This window comes from Vibrio sp. 2304, from assembly GCF_033339475.1.
In the GTDB taxonomy this organism is placed as follows: Bacteria; Pseudomonadota; Gammaproteobacteria; order Enterobacterales; family Vibrionaceae; genus Vibrio; species Vibrio alginolyticus.
Map to the genome: position 1 here is coordinate 989,692 of NZ_JAWOUQ010000001.1, position 19,642 is coordinate 1,009,333.

The 19,642-nt window shown below is 46.3% G+C and carries 14 protein-coding genes; 2 read left to right on the top strand and 12 right to left on the bottom strand.

Annotation, left to right across the window (positions count from 1 at the left end; translation table 11 throughout):
* Positions 1 to 46: 46 nt before the first annotated feature.
* The gene (locus R7P64_RS04440) at positions 47 to 1,207 is read right to left on the bottom strand and encodes an MFS transporter (RefSeq protein WP_318123197.1); all 1,161 of its coding nucleotides are present in this window, start codon (positions 1,205 to 1,207) and stop codon (positions 47 to 49) included.
* Between the two features lie 176 nt (positions 1,208 to 1,383).
* Positions 1,384 to 1,818: a thioredoxin TrxC gene (gene trxC, locus R7P64_RS04445; protein WP_065275331.1), complete on the bottom strand. Its 435-nt coding sequence runs from the start codon at positions 1,816 to 1,818 to the stop codon at positions 1,384 to 1,386.
* A 162-nt stretch (positions 1,819 to 1,980) separates the two neighbouring features.
* Between trxC and R7P64_RS04450 the strand changes: the two genes are divergently transcribed.
* Positions 1,981 to 3,075, top strand: coding sequence for a ketoacyl-ACP synthase III (locus R7P64_RS04450; protein WP_262651307.1), 1,095 nt, complete (start codon positions 1,981 to 1,983; stop codon positions 3,073 to 3,075).
* Positions 3,076 to 3,161: 86 nt separating this feature from the next.
* On the opposite strand, the gene R7P64_RS04455 is transcribed toward R7P64_RS04450, so the two are convergent.
* The 10 genes from R7P64_RS04455 to R7P64_RS04500 all read right to left on the bottom strand — a co-directional run bounded on the left by R7P64_RS04455 (position 3,162) and on the right by R7P64_RS04500 (position 16,594).
* Positions 3,162 to 4,487 carry a DUF1501 domain-containing protein gene (locus R7P64_RS04455; protein WP_318123199.1) on the bottom strand — a complete coding sequence of 442 codons (1,326 nt, stop codon included), beginning with the start codon at positions 4,485 to 4,487 and terminating at the stop codon, positions 3,162 to 3,164.
* 9 nt (positions 4,488 to 4,496) lie between these two features.
* The gene (locus R7P64_RS04460) at positions 4,497 to 6,065 is read right to left on the bottom strand and encodes a DUF1800 domain-containing protein (protein ID WP_182016098.1); all 1,569 of its coding nucleotides are present in this window, start codon (positions 6,063 to 6,065) and stop codon (positions 4,497 to 4,499) included.
* Positions 6,066 to 6,472: 407 nt separating this feature from the next.
* Positions 6,473 to 7,735: a hydroxymethylglutaryl-CoA reductase gene (locus tag R7P64_RS04465; protein ID WP_182016097.1), complete on the bottom strand. Its 1,263-nt coding sequence runs from the start codon at positions 7,733 to 7,735 to the stop codon at positions 6,473 to 6,475.
* Between the two features lie 352 nt (positions 7,736 to 8,087).
* Complete coding sequence (manA, locus tag R7P64_RS04470) at positions 8,088 to 9,305, bottom strand: mannose-6-phosphate isomerase, class I (RefSeq protein WP_005388002.1); 1,218 nt, start codon at positions 9,303 to 9,305, stop codon at positions 8,088 to 8,090.
* A gap of 124 nt (positions 9,306 to 9,429) precedes the next feature.
* Positions 9,430 to 10,770 carry an MFS transporter gene (locus R7P64_RS04475; protein WP_017634643.1) on the bottom strand — a complete coding sequence of 447 codons (1,341 nt, stop codon included), beginning with the start codon at positions 10,768 to 10,770 and terminating at the stop codon, positions 9,430 to 9,432.
* Positions 10,771 to 10,776: 6 nt separating this feature from the next.
* Positions 10,777 to 12,279, bottom strand: coding sequence for a signal transduction histidine-protein kinase/phosphatase UhpB (gene uhpB, locus R7P64_RS04480; RefSeq protein WP_138940303.1), 1,503 nt, complete (start codon positions 12,277 to 12,279; stop codon positions 10,777 to 10,779).
* Positions 12,279 to 12,887 (bottom strand): transcriptional regulator UhpA, encoded by a 609-nt coding sequence (uhpA, locus tag R7P64_RS04485; RefSeq protein WP_005376090.1) that lies wholly within the window; start codon positions 12,885 to 12,887, stop codon positions 12,279 to 12,281. Before uhpA ends, uhpB begins: the two co-directional genes overlap by 1 nt.
* A 138-nt stretch (positions 12,888 to 13,025) precedes the next feature.
* Entirely contained in the window at positions 13,026 to 14,420 is a 1,395-nt protein-coding gene (gene uhpT / locus R7P64_RS04490) for a hexose-6-phosphate:phosphate antiporter (RefSeq protein WP_021707729.1), read from the bottom strand.
* A 405-nt stretch (positions 14,421 to 14,825) separates the two neighbouring features.
* Positions 14,826 to 15,656 carry a formate dehydrogenase accessory sulfurtransferase FdhD gene (fdhD, locus tag R7P64_RS04495; RefSeq protein ID WP_213874092.1) on the bottom strand — a complete coding sequence of 277 codons (831 nt, stop codon included), beginning with the start codon at positions 15,654 to 15,656 and terminating at the stop codon, positions 14,826 to 14,828.
* A gap of 53 nt (positions 15,657 to 15,709) precedes the next feature.
* Positions 15,710 to 16,594 (bottom strand): LysR family transcriptional regulator, encoded by an 885-nt coding sequence (locus tag R7P64_RS04500; protein ID WP_005388011.1) that lies wholly within the window; start codon positions 16,592 to 16,594, stop codon positions 15,710 to 15,712.
* A gap of 667 nt (positions 16,595 to 17,261) precedes the next feature.
* Here R7P64_RS04500 and R7P64_RS04505 point away from each other — a divergent pair.
* Entirely contained in the window at positions 17,262 to 19,586 is a 2,325-nt protein-coding gene (locus R7P64_RS04505; RefSeq protein WP_318118456.1) for an FdhF/YdeP family oxidoreductase, read from the top strand.
* The last annotated feature ends 56 nt before the right edge of the window (positions 19,587 to 19,642 follow it).

Here is a 19,642-nt window from a genome sequence, read left to right on the forward strand (position 1 = left end):
GGCATGCCCTCGTTTTCGTTGAGTTCGTTGAGTAGAAGCGGCGTGATTAGAGGCCAGCGGCCATACGCTGCTTGGTTTTGCTCGCAGCAAGTAGCATGTATACGCCAGTCGCAACCAAAGCGGCAAACAAGTAGCCTAGTAAGCCGTGTTCTTGGCCCATGAATTTATCAGCGACAACTGGGCCAGCAACAGAGCCGATGCTGTAGCTAAACAGCATGACTTGTGTCGCAGAGACAATAAAGCGTTCATCAAGTCCTTCGCAACCTAAGTTGATGGCTATCGGGTACAAGGCAAAAGTAGCTGCACCTAAAAAGAATAATGCAGCAGCCAATACCACGGCTGACGAGGAAATAAAGGTCATACCGATCGAAAAAATACCCAAAATACAGAAAAACGCCATTAGCACTGTGCGGCTCATGTATTTGTTTAGCGCGGTCACCATTGGTTGAACTAGCATGCCACCTAGAATCACTAGCGCCATCAATGTACCAATGTCTTGATGGCTAATTTTACGGTTAGTTAACTCAACTGGCATTAATCCGTAGATCGCGCCTAAGGTCAAACCTGAAACAACACAACCAATAATTGCTGCATGGTTTAGTTTGGCAATTTGCTTAAATGATAAAGCGGTTGATTCATGGCTGTTTGGCTGCTCACACTCAATGAACATTAGCACCAGCATCGCCATTAAGATCAACGTCGTGATCGCAATAAACGGAACGCCGCCACTTACGCCAAGCACGCCAATACCAAACTGGCCTAATGCTGAACCACCATAAAGCGATAGCATGTACAAGCTCAAACGTTTCGCACGCGATGCTTCGTCTCCAGACATTAGCCAAGACTCAACAATGACAAAAACACCAGCAACCGCGATACCCGCAATAAAGCGAGCGGCAAGCCACATCAATCCGTTAGCAAACACGGGTAGTGTGACGATAGTTAGCGAAAATACGGCCAAGCAACCAATAAACGCGTTACGGTGACCAACTTGACGTACGATACGTTCAATAAAAATCGCGCCAGTTAATAAGCCGCCATAAAACACACTCGCCAACCAACTCGCGTAATCTGCTGAGATGTTGTATTCACCGAGCATGAGAGGGATCAAGCTCATTAAATAGCCCGAAGCCACCGCATAAAGAGACAGTGCGACGACTGGAACTATAACTCGTGGTGATGCTGCAGGAACGACTGTGTTTTCCACTGTTTTGCGCCTATAAGTTAAATGAAATCTAAGGGTTATTCGGCGCGAATATGAGGCTAATAGTTAGGCAAGTAAAATGATAAATTTAAGTCGTTTCGATAAATAATATTTGTTAACTAGATAGGTTGATAAGTTGCATAAAAACGCCAACCTACAAACAAGGTTGGCGTGGAAGATTATTTAGTAAGTGCTTGATTTAACCATTGATCGAATTGAGTTTTAGGTAACGCACCATTGATCATATCAACGCGTTGACCATTCTTGAAAACCATAATGGTAGGAATACTGCGAATACCAAATTGCGTCGCAAGTTGTTGTTGAGCTTCGGTATCAATCTTAACAAAACGAGCCGTTCCGGCTTGCTCATGAGCAACATCAGAGAAAACAGGAGCAAAACCAACGCACGGGTTGCACCATGGGGCCCAAAAATCTACTACAACAGGCATATCACTTTGTAATAGAGCAGAAAAGTTATCTTGTGTACCTTCGATAGGCGAGCCGTCTAAAAGTGCACTTTTACATTTACCGCAAGTTGCAGATTCGGCAACGCGCTCATTAGGGATACGATTTAGACCGCCGCACGAAGGGCAGCGAGTTTTAAACGATGACATGACTTCTTCCTTTATTACGTATTGATGAAAACATGACTTACCAGTCAGCCTCATTATTTGTATACTTATTTTTTAACCTGCCGAAATAACGCAGCGCAGGTTTGTATTTGAGCCTAAGGTTCTAAGAAATTTTATTAAAATACAACAATAAATAGGTCTGCGATGACAAATTACTACGCTGAAATTACAGGTTGGGGGAAATGTGTTCCGCCAGCCGTGCTCTCTAACGATGATCTTAGCACTTTCCTCGATACTTCCGATGAGTGGATTCGTACCCGCACTGGTATCGAAAACCGCCGTATTAGTCATGTAAACACGTCAGACATGGCGACCGTTGCTGCTAAACATGCATTAGCTCGAGCAGGCGTCGATGCAACAGACGTGGATTTAATCATTGTGGCGACTTGTTCACCAGATTCATTGATTCCAAATATCGCGTCTAAGGTACAGCAGAACCTAGGTATTCGTGCAGCCGCTGCCTTTGACTTAAATGCCGCATGTACGGGATTTGTCTATGGCCTAGAAACGGGCACACGTTTGATTCAATCAGGTAACTATCGTAACGCGATCATTATTGGTGCGGAAAGATTGTCTTTCTACATCGATTGGGCAATGCGAGATACCGCTGTTCTATTTGGTGATGGTGCGGGCGCCGTTGTGTTATCAAGAACGGAAAAAGAAACGGGTTTACTACAGTCTCAAATCGGTTGTGACGCAAAAGGCCGCGATATTCTGTCCGTACCAAAGTTTGGTACTTGTATGGATCGCTTTGCGGAAGACAACGGTTACTGGGATTTCAACTTTGTAGGACAAGAAATTTTCAAACGTGCAGTAAAAGGCATGGGGCTAGCTGCGAAAACCGTACTGAAAACATCACAGTTAACGACGGAACAAATCGATGTTGTGATTCCGCATCAAGCGAATATTCGTATTATTCAAACCTTGTGTGACCTGTCTGGAATTCCACACGACAAAGCGTTTGTTAACATTCAAAACTATGGCAATACTTCAGCTGCGACCGTGCCAATTGCATTGTGTGAAGCGGTAGAGCAAGGTCGAGTTAACCCAGGTGATAATATGCTTCTTGCTGCGTTTGGTGCAGGTTTGACATGGGGTGCGGCAGTATTGAAATGGGGTGACCGCGTAACGCCAGTTTCTGAAAGTGATGCGGTTCTGCCTGAATGTGAGCAATCCGCGTTAGAATTACTTGAGCGTGCCATTAAGCTGTGTAATGAACGCCGTCGCGATGAGGTGTAACGGACACTCTACAAACATAAGATGAGTAAGGGAGCGCGAGGCTCCCTTATTTGATGATGCGTTCTACAGCTAACCTGTAAAATATCTTAAGCCATAAAACCCAGGTTTGAATGAGTAAAATTACGGATGTTCGGGAAGACGTATTCCAGTGCAGCGTTATCACTCACGCCCATCCACTGTGCTAGTGTTGAACCAACTTGATCAGCGGCAATTTTGGGTATGAGTCGGCCTTGAGAGTAATCATCGTTTCCGCCCAGTATTAGTTCCGGCCATGTACCGATAGGTTGTTTCCCATTTACCGCGCCTCCAATTAATAGTTGATGGCCACCCCAGCCATGATCAGTACCATTTCCGTTGCTCATCATCCGTCGACCGAAGTCAGACATAGTGAAAGAGGTGACTTGCTTGTTTAGCCCTAACCGTTCGACCGCACGATACATTGCCAAAAGGTTTGTCGCGAGATCCTCAAGTAACACTGGATGACGTGCCAGTTGCGAATCGTGTAGGTCATACCCAGAGTGTTTAACGAAAAAGACTTGTCGTTGCTGCTTCAGGACATCTTGGCTTGCTATCAATTTGTACACGGTTTGCATCTGCTTGCCGAGCGTCGATGACGTAAACAGCGGCTCGTCAGCAATGTGGTTGAGTTGCTCGCTCAGTACACTGCTCATTACCATCGACTCATCAACCATCAAATTAAAATGACCATTAAATGGATTGTCAGTTTGATGAGAGAGAAGGCGATCATAGATCCCCTTGTATAGCGGGTTATCAATCGCGGTAAGCTGAACTGCGCGATCTTTTTTCAGGACGGTTTGGCGGTGTTCCATTGCCCGTAACCAAAGCGAGTTGCCATGCACACTGTATAGCGGTGTTATTTCTGATTCAGAGTTTAATACATCCAACATTCTGCCAGCCCAACCAAGATTTTTAGACTCACTCATTCCACCAAGTAACCAAGCGTCTGTTTGAGAATTATGAGAAAACAGTTGCTCGGGTAGTGATGCTTCACCTTGCTCAATAGCTTGTTTGGTGATGGGATGGTTGAGAATGCCACTATTGAGCACGATGCTGGCATCGCCTTGTTCGAAAACGGAAGTTAACGCATTTAACTTGGGGTGTAAGCCGAGCTTCACTGGGTGATTTGAGCTATCGACAGCACTCAAATTGATAGGGAGTATGTCTTCTTTGGCGACAGAGAGTGGCCCTCTGACTTTGGAATATTGATGATAGTGCGTCTCCGATAATGGTAGTACGGTGTTGAATGCATCGTTTCCGCCTGCTAAATACACACATATTAATGCTCGAAAGTCATTGGATGGCGCTGCGAGAGAGTAACCTGGCAGACTAAGAGAGGCTAGTGCGCCCATCGATAGCGTGCTTTGTATAAAATGTCGTCGTGAAATATCCATAATTCACTCCTAATCCTGAATATAGAATTCGTCGCCAGAAATGGCGGTAAATATCACTAGAGCGAGTTTTGTTGTTGGCACATAGTCCCCACGATAATCATTCAGGGCGGTGAGCATGAGCTCTTTCAATTCAGCAGAAGCCGTTCCAGCAAAGAAACGCTCGTTAACCAATTCGACTAAGGCACGGTGATCGTCCAGAAGAAGATAAAACTCGTTAAGATCGAAGTGGTAGGAATCACCACCTCCTCTACGAGTGCTGGTTAACATATAGTTGACCAAATCGGTATAAACAGACCAATTGAGAAGTTCATACTCTGGAGAGTTAATACCAGACTCCGTAAACTCGTTAGACGGCTGATAGTCTGGAGAGTAAAAATTAAACACGGAAGGAGAACGAAGCGGCCCTTGATTAGCGATGTTCATCATCGTTGTTGCGTCTTCGTAACGTGATCCTTTAATCGTAAAACCTGATGCTCGATGAAAATTAGTCAGGACCAGTATCGGTTCTTTCACTTTTATAGGCGGGGTATCCGTCATCCCTAATGCTTCAGGGTCGAGCAATATGGCTCGAACAACGGCGGTTAGATCGCCTTTTTCTCCTTCCCCATTGTTGTTAAATATCGTAGCAACACGCGCGACGTACTCTGGGCTTGGATTTGAACTGACCAAACGTTGGATAAGTAACTTTGAAACAAATGGAGCAACATTTGGGTGAGACATCAACATATCAATCACTTTTGAAAGCTCTTCTTGTGCGGTTAGACCCGATGGGATCACGTTCCCTAGAAATCGCTTCTCGCCGGTGTCGTGTCTTTGACTGATAACTCGCATCGGTTTCACGAATGCGATGTCGGAATTTTTCCATCCAGTTAATGCTCGCGCGAGCTCTTGAATATCAGTTTGATTGTACGTGGGGATAGGTTTGCCTGTTGCGTGGTTTAGCTTTTTACTGCCATCTAAATTGAGTTCATACAAACCGATAGTGAATAACTGCATTAACTCTCGAGCAAAGTTCTCATCGGGAAGCGTTCCTGTCGCACTATTTTCTTTTGCACTACCGAGCATAGACAAATAGCTCCCCATGACTGGATGGATGGAAACGTCATACAACAGGTCTCGGTAGTTGCCAAACGCATGCTCAACCAACAGATCGTAGTAATTCACTAACCCTGTAGGTTTGCTGGAAAGAACGCCGCCATAACGAGAAACGACTACGATCTGACTCAATGCATAAGCCGTTCGCTGTCTGAGCTGATCTTCAGCAGTAACAACAATCTGATACCAAGCATTTTCTCGGTTTGACTGTAGGCCTTTAGAAAAAGGCGTTTGATAAAGTGGTTGATGGTAGGTTGCTGGCAGGTTGATTTGTTTCTGTATCCAGTCCTCTAACCCGTTTTTCCTAACCTCATTAATTAACGCAGGAGTTGGTCCAAAAGAGGTTTGATAGAGAAAACGCGCAACGGTTTGATCGGATGGGGATTGCTGTATTTGTGCTGATACATTAGGCACATGGCTCAGCAATAAGATAGCCAATCCTAGTACCCAAGCAGAGATTTTATTTAGCTTCTGACGTCTCATAGTTAACTCGCTTACCCGAAGTAACGATTTAAGTCCATTTAACGGGAGTTATTAAGCTCTTTTGAGCTGTTTAGTAAATTTATGAAAATCAAGCAGCTGCATAGGCGAGTATAGTAGCTATAAGTGGTGAACAAAAAACTCAAACGATGAATTTGGTACTATAGTGCTAGAAGTTTTTGATGCTATTTTTTCTAAGATACTGATATTAAATATGGCCAATGAAGAGTAACAAGCAGAGATATCGCAATGGATATAGAAGGGGGACAGCTAAAGTACTGTTAACAAGAGATTGGTATGTTTGTTAAGGCTTAAGTTAGTTTCAAGAAATTATTGAGCCAATAAATAAAGTCCATTGGTTTGCACAAGAGAAAACCACACGGATGTTCTCTTGTACAAAGCAACAAAGGTTATTTTCGGGCAAGCTTATGGTGAGCACGAGAAAAGTGATCGGCACAAAATGCGCCCACGATCGAGAGTTCGCCAGCCAGACAAAGCGCAGCTGCGACTTCGGCTAACGCTTTCGCATTGCCGTTGCCGTGCAAACCCAAAATATCCAAACATGCTTTTTGTGTTGGAAGGCCAGTACCACCACCAACCGTCCCCACCATGATGTTTGGCAAGGTCACGCACGCGTACAAGTTGCCTTGAGCGTCCACATCCATACGAGTGATTCCAATGGCAGACTCTGCAACGCAAGCGGCATCTTGACCACAAGCAATGTACAGCGCGGCAAGCGCGTTTGCGTAATGCGCGTTGACGCCAATTGTCCCGCTGAGTAAACCGCCCACTGTAGTCATTTTGCCAAATTGAACCATAGACTCCGGCGTCGTATGCAGATATTTTTCCACCAACTCAGCAGGAATGGTCACTTCGGCGGATACTTTCTTACCGCGTACCGAGCGCAGTGTGTGCGCGTTTGGTTTTTTGTCGCCTGATAAGTTGCCATCCAAGAATGCTTGAGTTGGTTTGATTGGGCTGGTCGCCAAAATATGATGGAACACTTCGTTTGTTGCGATGGTCACCATGTTTTGTCCGGAAGCGTCACCAGTCACGTATTCAAAGACCAAATAAACATGGTTTCCTTCGATATTTACATTGATGTCTTTGAGTTTGCCATGTGAGGTGGTGGAGTCCGCAATTTGACGAAATGCGTCAAACTGGGTCACAACCCAACTGACGAACTGGCCAGCGTCGGCAAGGTTATTAAAGGCGAACACTGGCGTTCGGCTCACCCCTTCACTCAGCAACAATGCACTCGCGCCACCAGCGGCGGTAATAAGATTTGCGCCACGGTTGTAGGAAGCGACTAACGCGGCTTCTGTCGTTGCGAGCGGAACCAAAAAGTCATCGTTCGCATACAAGCCGTTGACGCGCAAAGGGCCTGCAATGCCGACCGGCACATTAACAGTACCAATGAAGTGCTCGATGTTGTTGGAGTAAGCATCGCAATGTGACTGCGTGAAAGGATCAAGGAGATGATCTTTATTGGTCACGTGTTCCAATACTTGCCAACGGCGCGCCAAATGCTTATCCGACAGGCCAGGGCTTAAGCAGAGACGTTTCTCTGGCTTGTGAAACTTCGGTTCTAATGCCGATTGAATCTTACTGCTGGTTTCGATATCGGAAAGGGCGGAGCTTTGAACAGGGTTATCTTGGTTTAACTTCGGCATACAAACGTTAACTGAAAAATCGAACCAGAGATTGTAGTGATTGAGGCTTTGATTACAACGTTGATTATACGTTTTGCAACAAATACCACTGTGCAAGCGCCTTTATTATCCAAGTGATTTGATATTGGAGCGACGAATTTACCGGACATAAATGGGTTTTGACAATGAATGTTGCAGTAAATGGCAGATCCGGGAGGTTATGCCTCTTAGAGAAACTGGCCTGTAGGTGTTTGGATTCGACAAGGTGTAAGCATGAGTGCCTTAAGAGCGGAATGGTTCAATCTATGAAAGGAATAAATTGTCTAACCCAGTCCCTTGGGTCAGACGTTAGTTTGAATCGGTTGTTCAAAAACTAGTTGAAGGCGCGAGCCACACGTCCCGCACTTTGAATACGGTAATGGCCAACGTAAGCAGGAACAAATACAGATTGTCCCTTCGCGGCGGTTAACGTCTCACCGTTATCACTGATGAGTGTCAGGTCGGCATCAATCGCCATCAAAATCTCTGCGCTATTGGCATCAACCACTTCATTGTTCGGTTGGTTAAGAATGCTGAAACTAAAGTCTGCCACTGGGACCGGATAAAGGCTTTGGCAACCATCGGCATTGGGTTCTAGAACAAGGCTGTTAAACGGCTTAGGCACAAAGTCTGTGCATTTAACCAGTTCTTCAACATCCATGTGTTTCGGCGTGAGTCCTGCACGCAAAACGTTATCTGAGTTCGCCATGATCTCTAATCCCGTACCTTTAATGTAAGCGTGTGGCGTTCTTGCGCTCAGGAACATCGCTTCGCCAGGTTGCAGCGTGATGACATTCAACAGTAATGGCGCAAACAAGCCGACATCGCCAGGGTATTGAGTGGATAGATCCAAGATGAGCTGGAAAACGTCGCTGTCAGTGCCTTGCTCCGATTGACGTGAAGCGTGGGCAAGAAGCTGTTTCAGTGCTCGCTCTTTTGTTTCTCCTTCCATGGTAAGAATGTGCACAAAGAAATCGCGTAAACCTTGTGAGTTGATTTCGCGTTTGAATGTGTCAAGAGGCGCGCGTAGCTCATCGATATCGCAAAGGCTAAATGCCTCAATAATCTCGGCATACGAGCGAAAACCGTTCATGGCTTGGTAACTTGTCAGCGCGTACACCAACTCAGGTTTGTGGTTTGGATCCTTGTAGTTACGATGGCTTGCGTTTAGTGGGATCCCGGCACTTTGTTCTTTTTCGAAGCCTATTTCGGCATCTTGTTTGCTTGGGTGAACTTGAATCGACAGTGCATGTTCGGCCGCTAAGATCTTAAACAGAAAGGGCAGGTCGCCAAATTTCGCTGCGGTTTCTGCTGATAAGTAAGCGGGTTGGTTTTGTTTGATCAGTTCAGACAAAGGCAGCGTGTTTTGCTCAATCTGAACTTCAGAGCAGCCGTTTGGGTGAGTACCCATCCATACTTCTGCTTGAGGCTCATTCGTTTCGTTAGAAAAGCCAAACAAATCGTGAATAGAAGAGGTGCTTCCCCAAGCGTAGTTTTGGATTTTGTTGTTCATTTGAAAGAAGCTATGCGATGAAATAGTGTTCAAATTCATGAATTTTTCCCATAGTTAACCCTCCGAACTGAATCGGAAGAAAAATTGAGCAGAGATACGTTAAATAAGGTGGGCGAGCGCGGTTAGGTCACTCGCCAATTTGCCCGAAGGGCGATAAGTCGATTTACAACCGAGGTTTTGGTTCGAGTGGTTTTCGTGATGGTTGCGCTTGCAAAAATGGCAGTAACAAAAGGCCAATGACGGCTGCACAAACTGAAATGGTGATGAAGAAACCCGTCCAATGATATTCTTCAAGAATTAACGCCAGTGGATAACCAGACAATGCTGCGCCCATGTAGGCGAACAAGCCCACGAATCCTGTTGCCGCGCCGGCAGAATCTTTGTGAGAGCACTCCGCCGCCGCCATACCGATCAGCATTTGTGGTCCAAAGACAAAGAAGCCGATGGAGAACAATCCCGCGGCTTGGAACGCAAAGTTGGTCAGGGGCATCAGCCAAAGCGCAGAGACAGATAAAAAAATCCCAATCGCGAACAGCAAGTTCATTGGTCCGCGGTTACCGCCAAAGAGTTTGTCTGAACCCCAACCCGCAACTAATGAACCAACAAAACCGCCGATTTCAAACATCGACAGAGCAGCGTTGGCGTTAATCAGGCTATAGTGATGCTGCTCGGTTAAATACAGGTTTCCCCAGTCGTTGATTGCGGTTCGGACGATGTAAACCAACACATAACTGAACGCGAGTAGCCAGATGTATTTGTTGTTAAATACGTACGATTTCAGAATTTCTCGGTAGGTGAGGCCACGTCCGTAATTTTCTTGCGCAAGTTCTAGTGCGTCGTTGCGCCATTGGCCGACACTTGGTAAACCCATTGTTGTGGGTTTGTCGCGCAATCGCCAACAAACGAATAGACCGAGTAATACCCCGATGATGCCGGGTAGAATAAAACCTTCACGCCAGCTGTAGTGCAACGTTATATAGCCCACCAAAATAGGGATCAGCGCGCCACCAACGTTGTGTGCGGTGTTCCAAATCGCCCATAAGAAGCCACGCTCGGAACGTGAATACCAAGTGGTTAACAGCTTCGAGCATGAAGGCCAGCCCCAGCCTTGGAACCACGCGTTTAAGATCCACAGAGTAATGAAAGCCGCGAGTGAGCTAGAAAAGCCGAACGCGATGTTGACCAGACCTGTCGCAATCAATCCTAGTCCCATGAAATAACGAGGATTAGAGCGATCCGAAATCGTGCCAGAAATAAACTTCGAGCAGCCGTAGGTGATGTAGAAAAGCGTACCGATAAGACCCAAATCGCCTTTATCTAAGCCAAGATCGGTAATCATCGCTGGTGCGGCGTAGTTAAAGGTCTTACGGGTAAAGTAGAAACCTGCGTAGCCGATGTACATCCCCAACATAATGTGCAAACGCCAATGGCGGTAACGCTGGTCGATTTGCTCGTTGCTTAGACTCGGTTGGGTAAATTTAGGTGAACGTAAAAATCCAAACATCTTGAGTTACACCTTAGGTAAAGTAATGCTGATTTGTGTGCCGATCACTTGATCGCTGGTGGAGTAGATAACCATTTTTCCACCTAACGCGTGCACACGCTCTTGCATGCCGCGAACGCCCATGCCTTTCATACTGTCCTGAACTTTGAAACCGACACCATCATCGTGAATCATCAATGACACCGCCGTTTCTCCAATTGTCAGTTCAATATTGATCAACTGCGCTTCTGCGTACTTGGCAGCGTTATTTAATGACTCTTGGCATAAACGGAATAGGGTTACTTTGAGTGTGTCACTCAGGCTTGTGTAATCGCCTTGCCAGTTCAGTTGAACAGTCGTTCCGTGATTGGCGAATTCCATCTCTCGCGTCAGTTGCTCGACGGATTCTTTCAAGTCCAAATCATCCAGCATTTTGGGTCTTAGCTTGCTTAACAGTCGCTTAGTAGTGTCGTACACGTTGAGGGAAAGCCCTTCAATCATGTCGGCGCAACCAACGCGTGTTTCTGCGTTATTTACCCGCTTAATGATGTTGGCTTGTGTGCGGATTGCCGTGATGTTCTGGCCGATTTCGTCATGTAGCTCGCGCGCAATATCGCGTCTTACCGATTCTTCCGCTTTGATAAGCTGGCGAGACAAATTCTGATTGCGTGCAAGTTCGCCGCGCAGTTTGTGATTGAGGTCTTTTTGTTTCTGAACCCCTAAGCCGAGCATAATGCCGGTGATGGTTTGCGCCGAGAGAGATAATAACAAATCGGTGATTTCTAGATTTGATACGCCGCTGCGAGCCGCAATCAGCGCAATGCTGTTGAGCATGGTGGCGAGCAGGGCTCCTTGCCAGCCGTAACGCAGAGCAAGCACGATGATTGGAATCGCCATACAAAATGGCGCAAATCGTTTTAGCTCTTCAGGCAAACTGGTTTGCACCAAAATACTGCCGATCAAAAGTAGCGCATAAAGCACGATATGACGCACCTGAAATACAACGGCATTACTTAGTAGGAGAGAGCTAAGCGGAGACCAACGACTTTGGAACAAATAACTCCATAACAAGTAGCACATAGGCACCACGAGCAAGCCTCCAGAAATGCTAGCCAGCCATACCATGTAAACCGAAGGAACGTGAAAACCAACGGCCATCACATTAATAAACGCGCTAATGATAATGACTGCGCTCATCACGGCTAAATGGCGGTTTTGGTCTCCGTAGTAGTATTTTTTCGCAATCAGAGTGACCGGGATACTGGCAATGCTCGCAATCAGCACGGTAAGCCACTGCGGTTGACCCAGTAACATTGCAAGTGCGATGGAAAGTCCCCACTCCGAAAGGTAAATCGTCGGCCAATAAGCGGTGCGAGTGTGTAGGGCGACACCTAATCTTAAAGCGAAAGGAAACAATAAGATCGCCAGTTCGGGATCATTGACAAAGTAATAGGCAATCACCCATAAGCAGAACCAGGCGCAAGCCATAACAAATAGTCCGCAAATGGTGGTAACAGCGTAAGCTCGCATTAAAAGGACTCTTGAGAAAATAGTTTGGCGAGCTCAACGTTGTTTTTCACGCCGAGTTTGTCGATGGCATTTGCACGATGCACATGCACGGTCTTGTGGCTCAAGCCAAGCTCTGCCGCGACAGACTTTACATCCAACCCGGTCGCAAGTAGCTGACATACCTCGTTTTCACGTTTTGTCAGTTGGCATAGAGAGGTGGTGTTGTCGCTAGGCGTTGCAAGTTTAAGTGCAATATCTGATGTGAGGTAACAGCCGCCAGAAGCACTGGTTCTCACGGCTTGAATAAGTTCGTCTGGGCTACAGCGTTTACTAAGATAGCCTTTTGCACCTAGCTTTAGTGATTTTTCCACCATCGCAGGGGAGTCATGCACGCTAAGCATCACGCAGGCAATGCCAGTTGGTATTTCGCTAAGAAAGTTTAAGCCGCTTTCATCTGGCATGGAGATATCTAGGATGACGACATGAGGGTGTACCGCAGGCAAGCCTTTGCGCGCTTCGGCGACAGAGCCGAATTCACCGACAACGGTAATATCACTTTCTAAATTTAATAATTGTGCGAAACCTGAACGCACGATGACGTGATCATCAACTAGAGCAACATGAATCATTATTACAACCAAATAGAGCAGACGACTAACAACAATAAGCTCCAACAGGAGCCAATAGAAAAACCTTTAATGATACTGAATTGATCAACTCATTTTAATGATCTTGCGCGCTTTACCGAAGTAAAGCGCGCAGAGAAGTTAGGCTTGGTTTTGTGCAAGTTGAAGCTTCTTCGCGTGTCGAATCTTCTTCTCTTCCGCGATAGCGACGAAAGCAAGCAAAACAATACAAATCATGGCGGAGGTATCTAGAGCTGCGAAGGTACCTTTCCAACCTGTTAAGCCGAAGATAGGTGTACCGTCTGCAATCATACCGAGACCAAGTTTCGCGAAGCTGTCACCGATTAGGTAAGCGAATGTACCTTTTACGCCGTCAGCCACACTGATTGCTTTTTTAGGGACAAAACCAACCGCGGCAACACCGATAAGAAGTTGCGGACCAAACACCAAGAAGCCCAATACAAATAGAGAGGCTAAGTACATGAACTCGCTAGTGGCGTGTTGGTAGAACTCAAGCGATACGATGATCAAACCAAGAGACACACAAGCAACCAATGCGCGGCGACCGTTTGCTAAGTCAGATAAGTAACCCCACATCAAAGTACCCACAAGCGCACCGACTTCGAATAGAGTAAAGCCAGAGATTGCCGTTTCTTTTGACAGACCAAGTTCTTGGTACGCGTATACCGTTGACCATTGGTCGATACCGATACGAACGATGTAAAGGAAGATGTTGGCAAAGCAAAGTAGCCAGATAACTTTGTTTTTAAGAACGTATTCAACAAAGATTTCTTTTTTGGTCATCTGGTTTTCTTCAGCGGCGGTGTCTTCTTCACTCACTGCTTCATCGAAAAGTTCTTCTACTTTACCTAGACCGTAAGCTTCTGGAGAGTCGCTACCAAAGCGCATACCGATAAAACCAACGATGATCGCGATGATAGAAGGGAACACGAACATGCCGATTACGTGGCCGTCGAATAGGTAGTTGGCACCGAAAAGAGCAACACCCGCTGCGCCCGCACCACCAACGTTGTGCGACATGTTCCACAAGCCTAGGTAAGAGCCGCGTTTGTTACGAGGTGTCCATTTTGTAATGGTTGAGTAACTAGAAGGGCCACCAGTACTTTGGAAGAAACCACTCAGAGCGTAGAAAGCCACCATCAAGAACAGGCTTGCACTACCGCCGCCCATGCTGAAGCTGAAACCAAGCATTGCAAGACCAGAAAGGATCAGCATAAAAGGGAGGAATTGCTTGGTGTTCTTACCGTCAGCGTAGTAAGAGACAACGGTTTTACCGATGCCGTATGTGATGGAGAAGCCAAGGCCAATAAGACCTAGGTCTGTCATGCTCAAACCGTAAGTTGAGATCATGTCGTTTTGCGCGACATTGAAGTTCTTACGAATCAAGTACATGGTTAGGTAGCCGATAAATACGACCAAGTAAGATTGGATGAACGGTTTAAACCACATCTTTCTTCTAACTTCGACAGGAAGATCGAGGGTCGGCTTCCGCACCTGTTCGAGGAATTTTAACATGATGAACTCTCTTGTAATTGTTTTAGAAACACAACGGAGACCGTTATGCGCTCTTGTTACCTTTGACTGAGCGGAATTCTAGAGAGTGGTTTTGTGAGGCACATGAGATGGTTGCCTAGATCGGCTAGGAAAAATTCCTAGAAATGCCTAGGAAGGCGGAAAAGCGTGAAAAGAGTCACACAAAATCCTTACTAATTTATGGGTTTTTGACAGGGTTCTTATCGGATTGGAAAGCGTTAAAATGCAAGCAGGTTAATATACGCAGCTTAGTGCTGACAAGGGGTGAGCACGTTTGGTTGGAGAGAATAGTGTCTTGTCGCTAAGTATCAATTGGGAACGAGAAGCAAACAACAGAGACCCAGAGGTCTCTGTTAGAAATATTAGGAATTCGGCTAGGTTGACGTGTTAAGGCGCGGGGCTGTATAGACGCGGCGAGCCGTGTTTTGGCAAGTGAATTAGGTTCAAATGGTTTCTTCTTGCCCATTCGACAGTTAACGCTGTAGGTGCAGATAAGCAAACCAGAGTGGGGATACGCGCGCGAACGGCTTTGTGGATCAACTCTAAGCTGCAACGGCTTGTCATGATTGCGAAGCCACTTTGAGGCTCGATGTGATTGTTGGCCAATGCGCCAATCAACTTATCTAGCGCGTTGTGGCGGCCGATGTCCTCTCGGCACAACTTGATGTTGCCTTGTAAATCTGCAAATAAGGCGGCGTGTAACGCGCCAGATTCACGTGCGGCTTCTTGATGCAGTGCGACTTTGTCTCGCAGCCCTTCGAATACACCGGAGCGCGGAGGAAGAGACGGTGTCAGCGGCGCCAAATCAGGCAAAGCTTGTTCCAGAGCCTCGACGCCACAAATGCCGCATCCGGTTGTGCCAGCAAGATTTCGGCGTTGTGTTTTTAACGCCCAGAAAGCGCGGTTGCTGATTTCCACTTCCGCATAGTGAGATTCGTGATCGCCGCCAATTTCAATGTCTTTGATCTCTTTGAAATGGTGGACGATGCCTGTGCTTAGGCTAAATCCTTTTACGAAGTCTTCCAGATGGCCTGGCGTCACCATCATGACCGCTTGGCTAATGCCGTTGTAGCTGATAGCTAAGGCGGATTCACTCGCCAGCGACATTTGTTGCACTGGGCGGCCATCAATCAATTCTCGGTAATTGAACGCACTTGGTTGAGGTGGTGCTTGATTGAAATCGGACAGTTCAAAATAAGATTGAGTAGTACATCTCATGAAATCACCTCATAAGCCGTTATGTATGCCAAAAATTGACGTGTGGGTTGTTGTTATCGATTGAATATGTTTTTTGCTTCTGCGAAGCACTGATCGGTTAGCGCGGAGAAGGGTTCTTGTTTTCGCTTTAACAAACCTAGTGGGGCGTGAACAGCGGCTTCTTCGATAGGGATAATGCGAAGCGTATCGTTCAACTCTTCCAATCCACAATTCAGAGGCATAATGGCGCAACAAAGGCCACTGGTTACTGCTTGGATCAAGTGAAAGGTGGAGTTACTTTCAATGACGGTTTGCGGAACCAGCCCTTTACTCACAAAGCTAAGATCAATTGAGTGGCGATAGTGCATGCCCTTCGAAAGCAGCCCTAGCGGAATGTTATTGAGTGACTCCCACAACACTTCAGATTCGGCAAAATCGAAATGACGCTCATCGAATAAAACGCCAAGTTTGGTCGAGTCGAGCTCGATAACATCGAAGTAAGCGGTGTTGACTTGATCGACATAACACATCCCCAAATCTAGTTGATTGCGATTGAGTTGGTCTATGATCTGTTCGGTCGTCATGGAGAGTATTTGAAAGCGTAACTCAGGGAACTGGTGAGCTAATGGTTTGAGCAATTCCATCGGGTTTTGGCTGGCGAGTGGCACCATTCCAAGCCGAAGAGAGCCGACCAACTGACCACGGCAGTTAGCAGCCTCGGCTTGCAATCCATCATGAGCTGCTAAGACGGTTTTTGCCCAAGCCAAAATGCGTTCTCCGGCTTCAGTAAATCCTTCAAATCGTTGACTTCTTTGGATTAATTCGAGATCGAGTTCTTCCTCTAAGCTTCGGATTCTCATGGACAAGGTAGGCTGCGTAATGTGGCACAATGCGGCGGCTTGACCAAAGTGTTTGGTCTGTTCAAGTGCGATGAGATATTTAAGTTGTTTGATATCCATAATGGCTTGTTAACCTTGCGTTGTGAGTCACATGTACGGGGGGAACTCCCTAAAAAGGGCACAGCACTACCGTACTTTTTAAGCGCTGGAGCGTTTTAACTGGGGAATGGAAAACCAAAACCAAGTCAAGAATAAAACCACACTCAAAATTGATCTGAATCAAAGCTATTCCTGATATTAATTAGGGTCAAATTTAAAGTATCTATAGTGTGATAGATATTATCTATTATCAAGGGTGCCGATTTTATTGAGTTCGTTAAGCGAACTAGGTGGAATCGAATGGGAAAATGATTAACCTCATAAATTGTATTGATTAAAAATGTGATGACCGTCAGTGGAAAAATTCGTCATAGATTTTGTTTATCACTCGGTCAGGATTATCAATTGGACGCATATTGAATATCGACTTAATCTTTGATTTAGATCAAGACGCAGCAATGCGAATTGAATCTACCAGTCTTAGAAACAGTAGGCGGGTATCCGATATCAAGAATCTAGATAAGTAAACGCTCGGACAAGCGAGAGCGTGTTGAGTGGTTACTTATTTGGATTAAAAAATACATGGATTAGAAACTAAGCCCTTCAATACTTCCGCATTATCTCAATAAATAACGCGCTTGTTTTCACGGGCACCCTGCTTGCTGGTATATCTGCGAGGAGTAAAGTCGTGAGCCAAAAAGAACAAATAAAAGCATACAAAGGTCCAGCTGGTGGTTGGGGTGCACTGAAAGCCGTAACCAGAAGTTGGTGGGGCAGTGAAAATGCAGTTAAAAACATTCGCACTATGCTCAAAACCAACCAAAATGGCGGTTTCGACTGTCCGGGATGTGCATGGGGTGAGTCGCCAGATAGCGGTAAAGTCAATTTCTGTGAGAATGGCGCGAAAGCAGTAAACTGGGAGGCGACCAATCGTCTGGTTGATCCTGAGTTTTTTGCCAATCACAGCGTTTCTTCTCTCTCAACGCAAACCGATTACTGGTTGGAATACCAAGGCCGTATCACGCACCCAATGCGATACGATGCTGAATCCGATCACTACGTGCCAGTCTCTTGGGATGAGGCTTTTGCACTTGTCGCGAAACATCTCAATCAATTGGATTCACCACACCAAGCTGAGTTTTATACCTCTGGTCGTGCAAGCAACGAAGCGGCGTTTTTGTATCAGCTATTTGTGCGCGCATTCGGTACCAATAACTTTCCAGATTGTTCCAACATGTGTCACGAAGCCAGTGCAATAGGGATGAAAGACACCATTGGCGTTGGTAAAGGCACAGTGATCTTTGATGATTTTGAAGAAGCCGACGCGATTTTTGTGATTGGTCAAAACCCGGGCACGAATCACCCACGAATGCTTGAACCTCTGCGCGAAGCGGTAAAACGTGGTGCTCAGGTTATCTGTCTAAACCCGCTGAAAGAGCGTGGGTTAGAGCGTTTCCAAAACCCACAAATGCCGATTGAGATGTTGAGTAACGGCTCAGAACCTACCAACACGGCGTACCTACGTCCTGCTTTAGGCGGAGACATGGCAGTGTTTCGTGGCATCGCGAAATTCTTGTTGCAATGGGAACGCGAGGCATTGCGAAACGGTGGCAAAGCGGTATTTGACCGTGAATTCATCAAGCAACACACGATAGGTATTGATGAGTATTTGGCTGAAGTGGACGCAACCTCTTGGGAACACATCGCGGAACAATCGGGTCTTGATTTAAGTGAAATAGAGATGGTGGCGAGCATGTATCGACGTGCAGAACGTGTGATCATGTGTTGGGCGATGGGGTTGACTCAGCATCGTCACTCTGTACCAACCATTAAAGAAGTCGCAAACGTGCAAATGTTACGAGGTAACGTTGGTAAGCCGGGCGCGGGTCTTTCACCAGTGCGTGGTCACAGTAACGTTCAGGGCGACCGTACGATGGGCATTGATGAAAAACCTTCAGATCTGTTGTTGGCTCGCATTGAAAGTCGATTTAACTTTGCCGTCCCGCGCGGTGAAGGCCACAACACTGTGCAAGCCATTAAAGCGATGGAAGAAGGGCAAGCGAAAGTATTTATCGGTTTGGGCGGTAACTTTGCACAAGCAACGCCAGACACAGAACGTACGCACAACGCGATGCGAAACTGTAATTTAACCGTACACATTTCGACGAAGTTAAATCGTTCTCACCTTGTCACAGGTAAAGATGCGCTTATTCTTCCGTGCTTAGGCCGTACCGAGATTGATCAGCAAGCAACTGGCCCACAAGGCGTGACGGTTGAAGATACTTTCAGCATGGTGCATATCTCATTTGGTCAGCTAAAACCGCGTTCGGAGCATTTGCGTTCAGAACCAGCGATTATTGCCGGTATTGCCAATGCGACACTCGGGGCAAAACCAATTGATTGGTTGTGGGCGATTGAAGATTACGACCGTATTCGCGATTTGATTGCCGACACCATTCCGGGCTTTACCGACTTTAACCATAAGCTTAAACACCCGGGTGGATTCCACTTGGTAAACCCAGCTGCCGAGCGTCGATGGAATACACCAAGCGGCAAAGCACAGTTCAGCTCTAGCGAGTTGCCGAAGCAGTTGATCAGCGAAGCGATACTCGAAAAAGGCCAAAAGCCAGATTTGATCTTGCAAACCATGCGCTCACACGACCAATACAATACGACACTTTACGGCTTGAATGACCGTTATCGTGGAGTATTTGGTATGCGCGAAGTGCTGTTTATCAATGAAGCGGATATTCGTAAACTCGGTTTTGAACCGGGCGACAAAGTGGACATGGTGTCATTGTGGGAAGATGGCGTTGAGCGCCGTGTGAGCGGATTTACGCTTGTTGCCTATGATGTACCAGCAGGTCAGGCGGCGGCTTACTATCCAGAAACAAACCCATTAGTTCCTTTGGACAGTTATGGGGATAGAACGTTTACGCCAACCTCTAAGTTTATTGCGATAAAATTGGAAAAATCGACATCCGATAAGATCGCTTTGGTGGAAGCGGAATAGTGAGCAAACCGGCACAACGACATTTCCGATAAGCAAACGGCTGATATTAATTATCA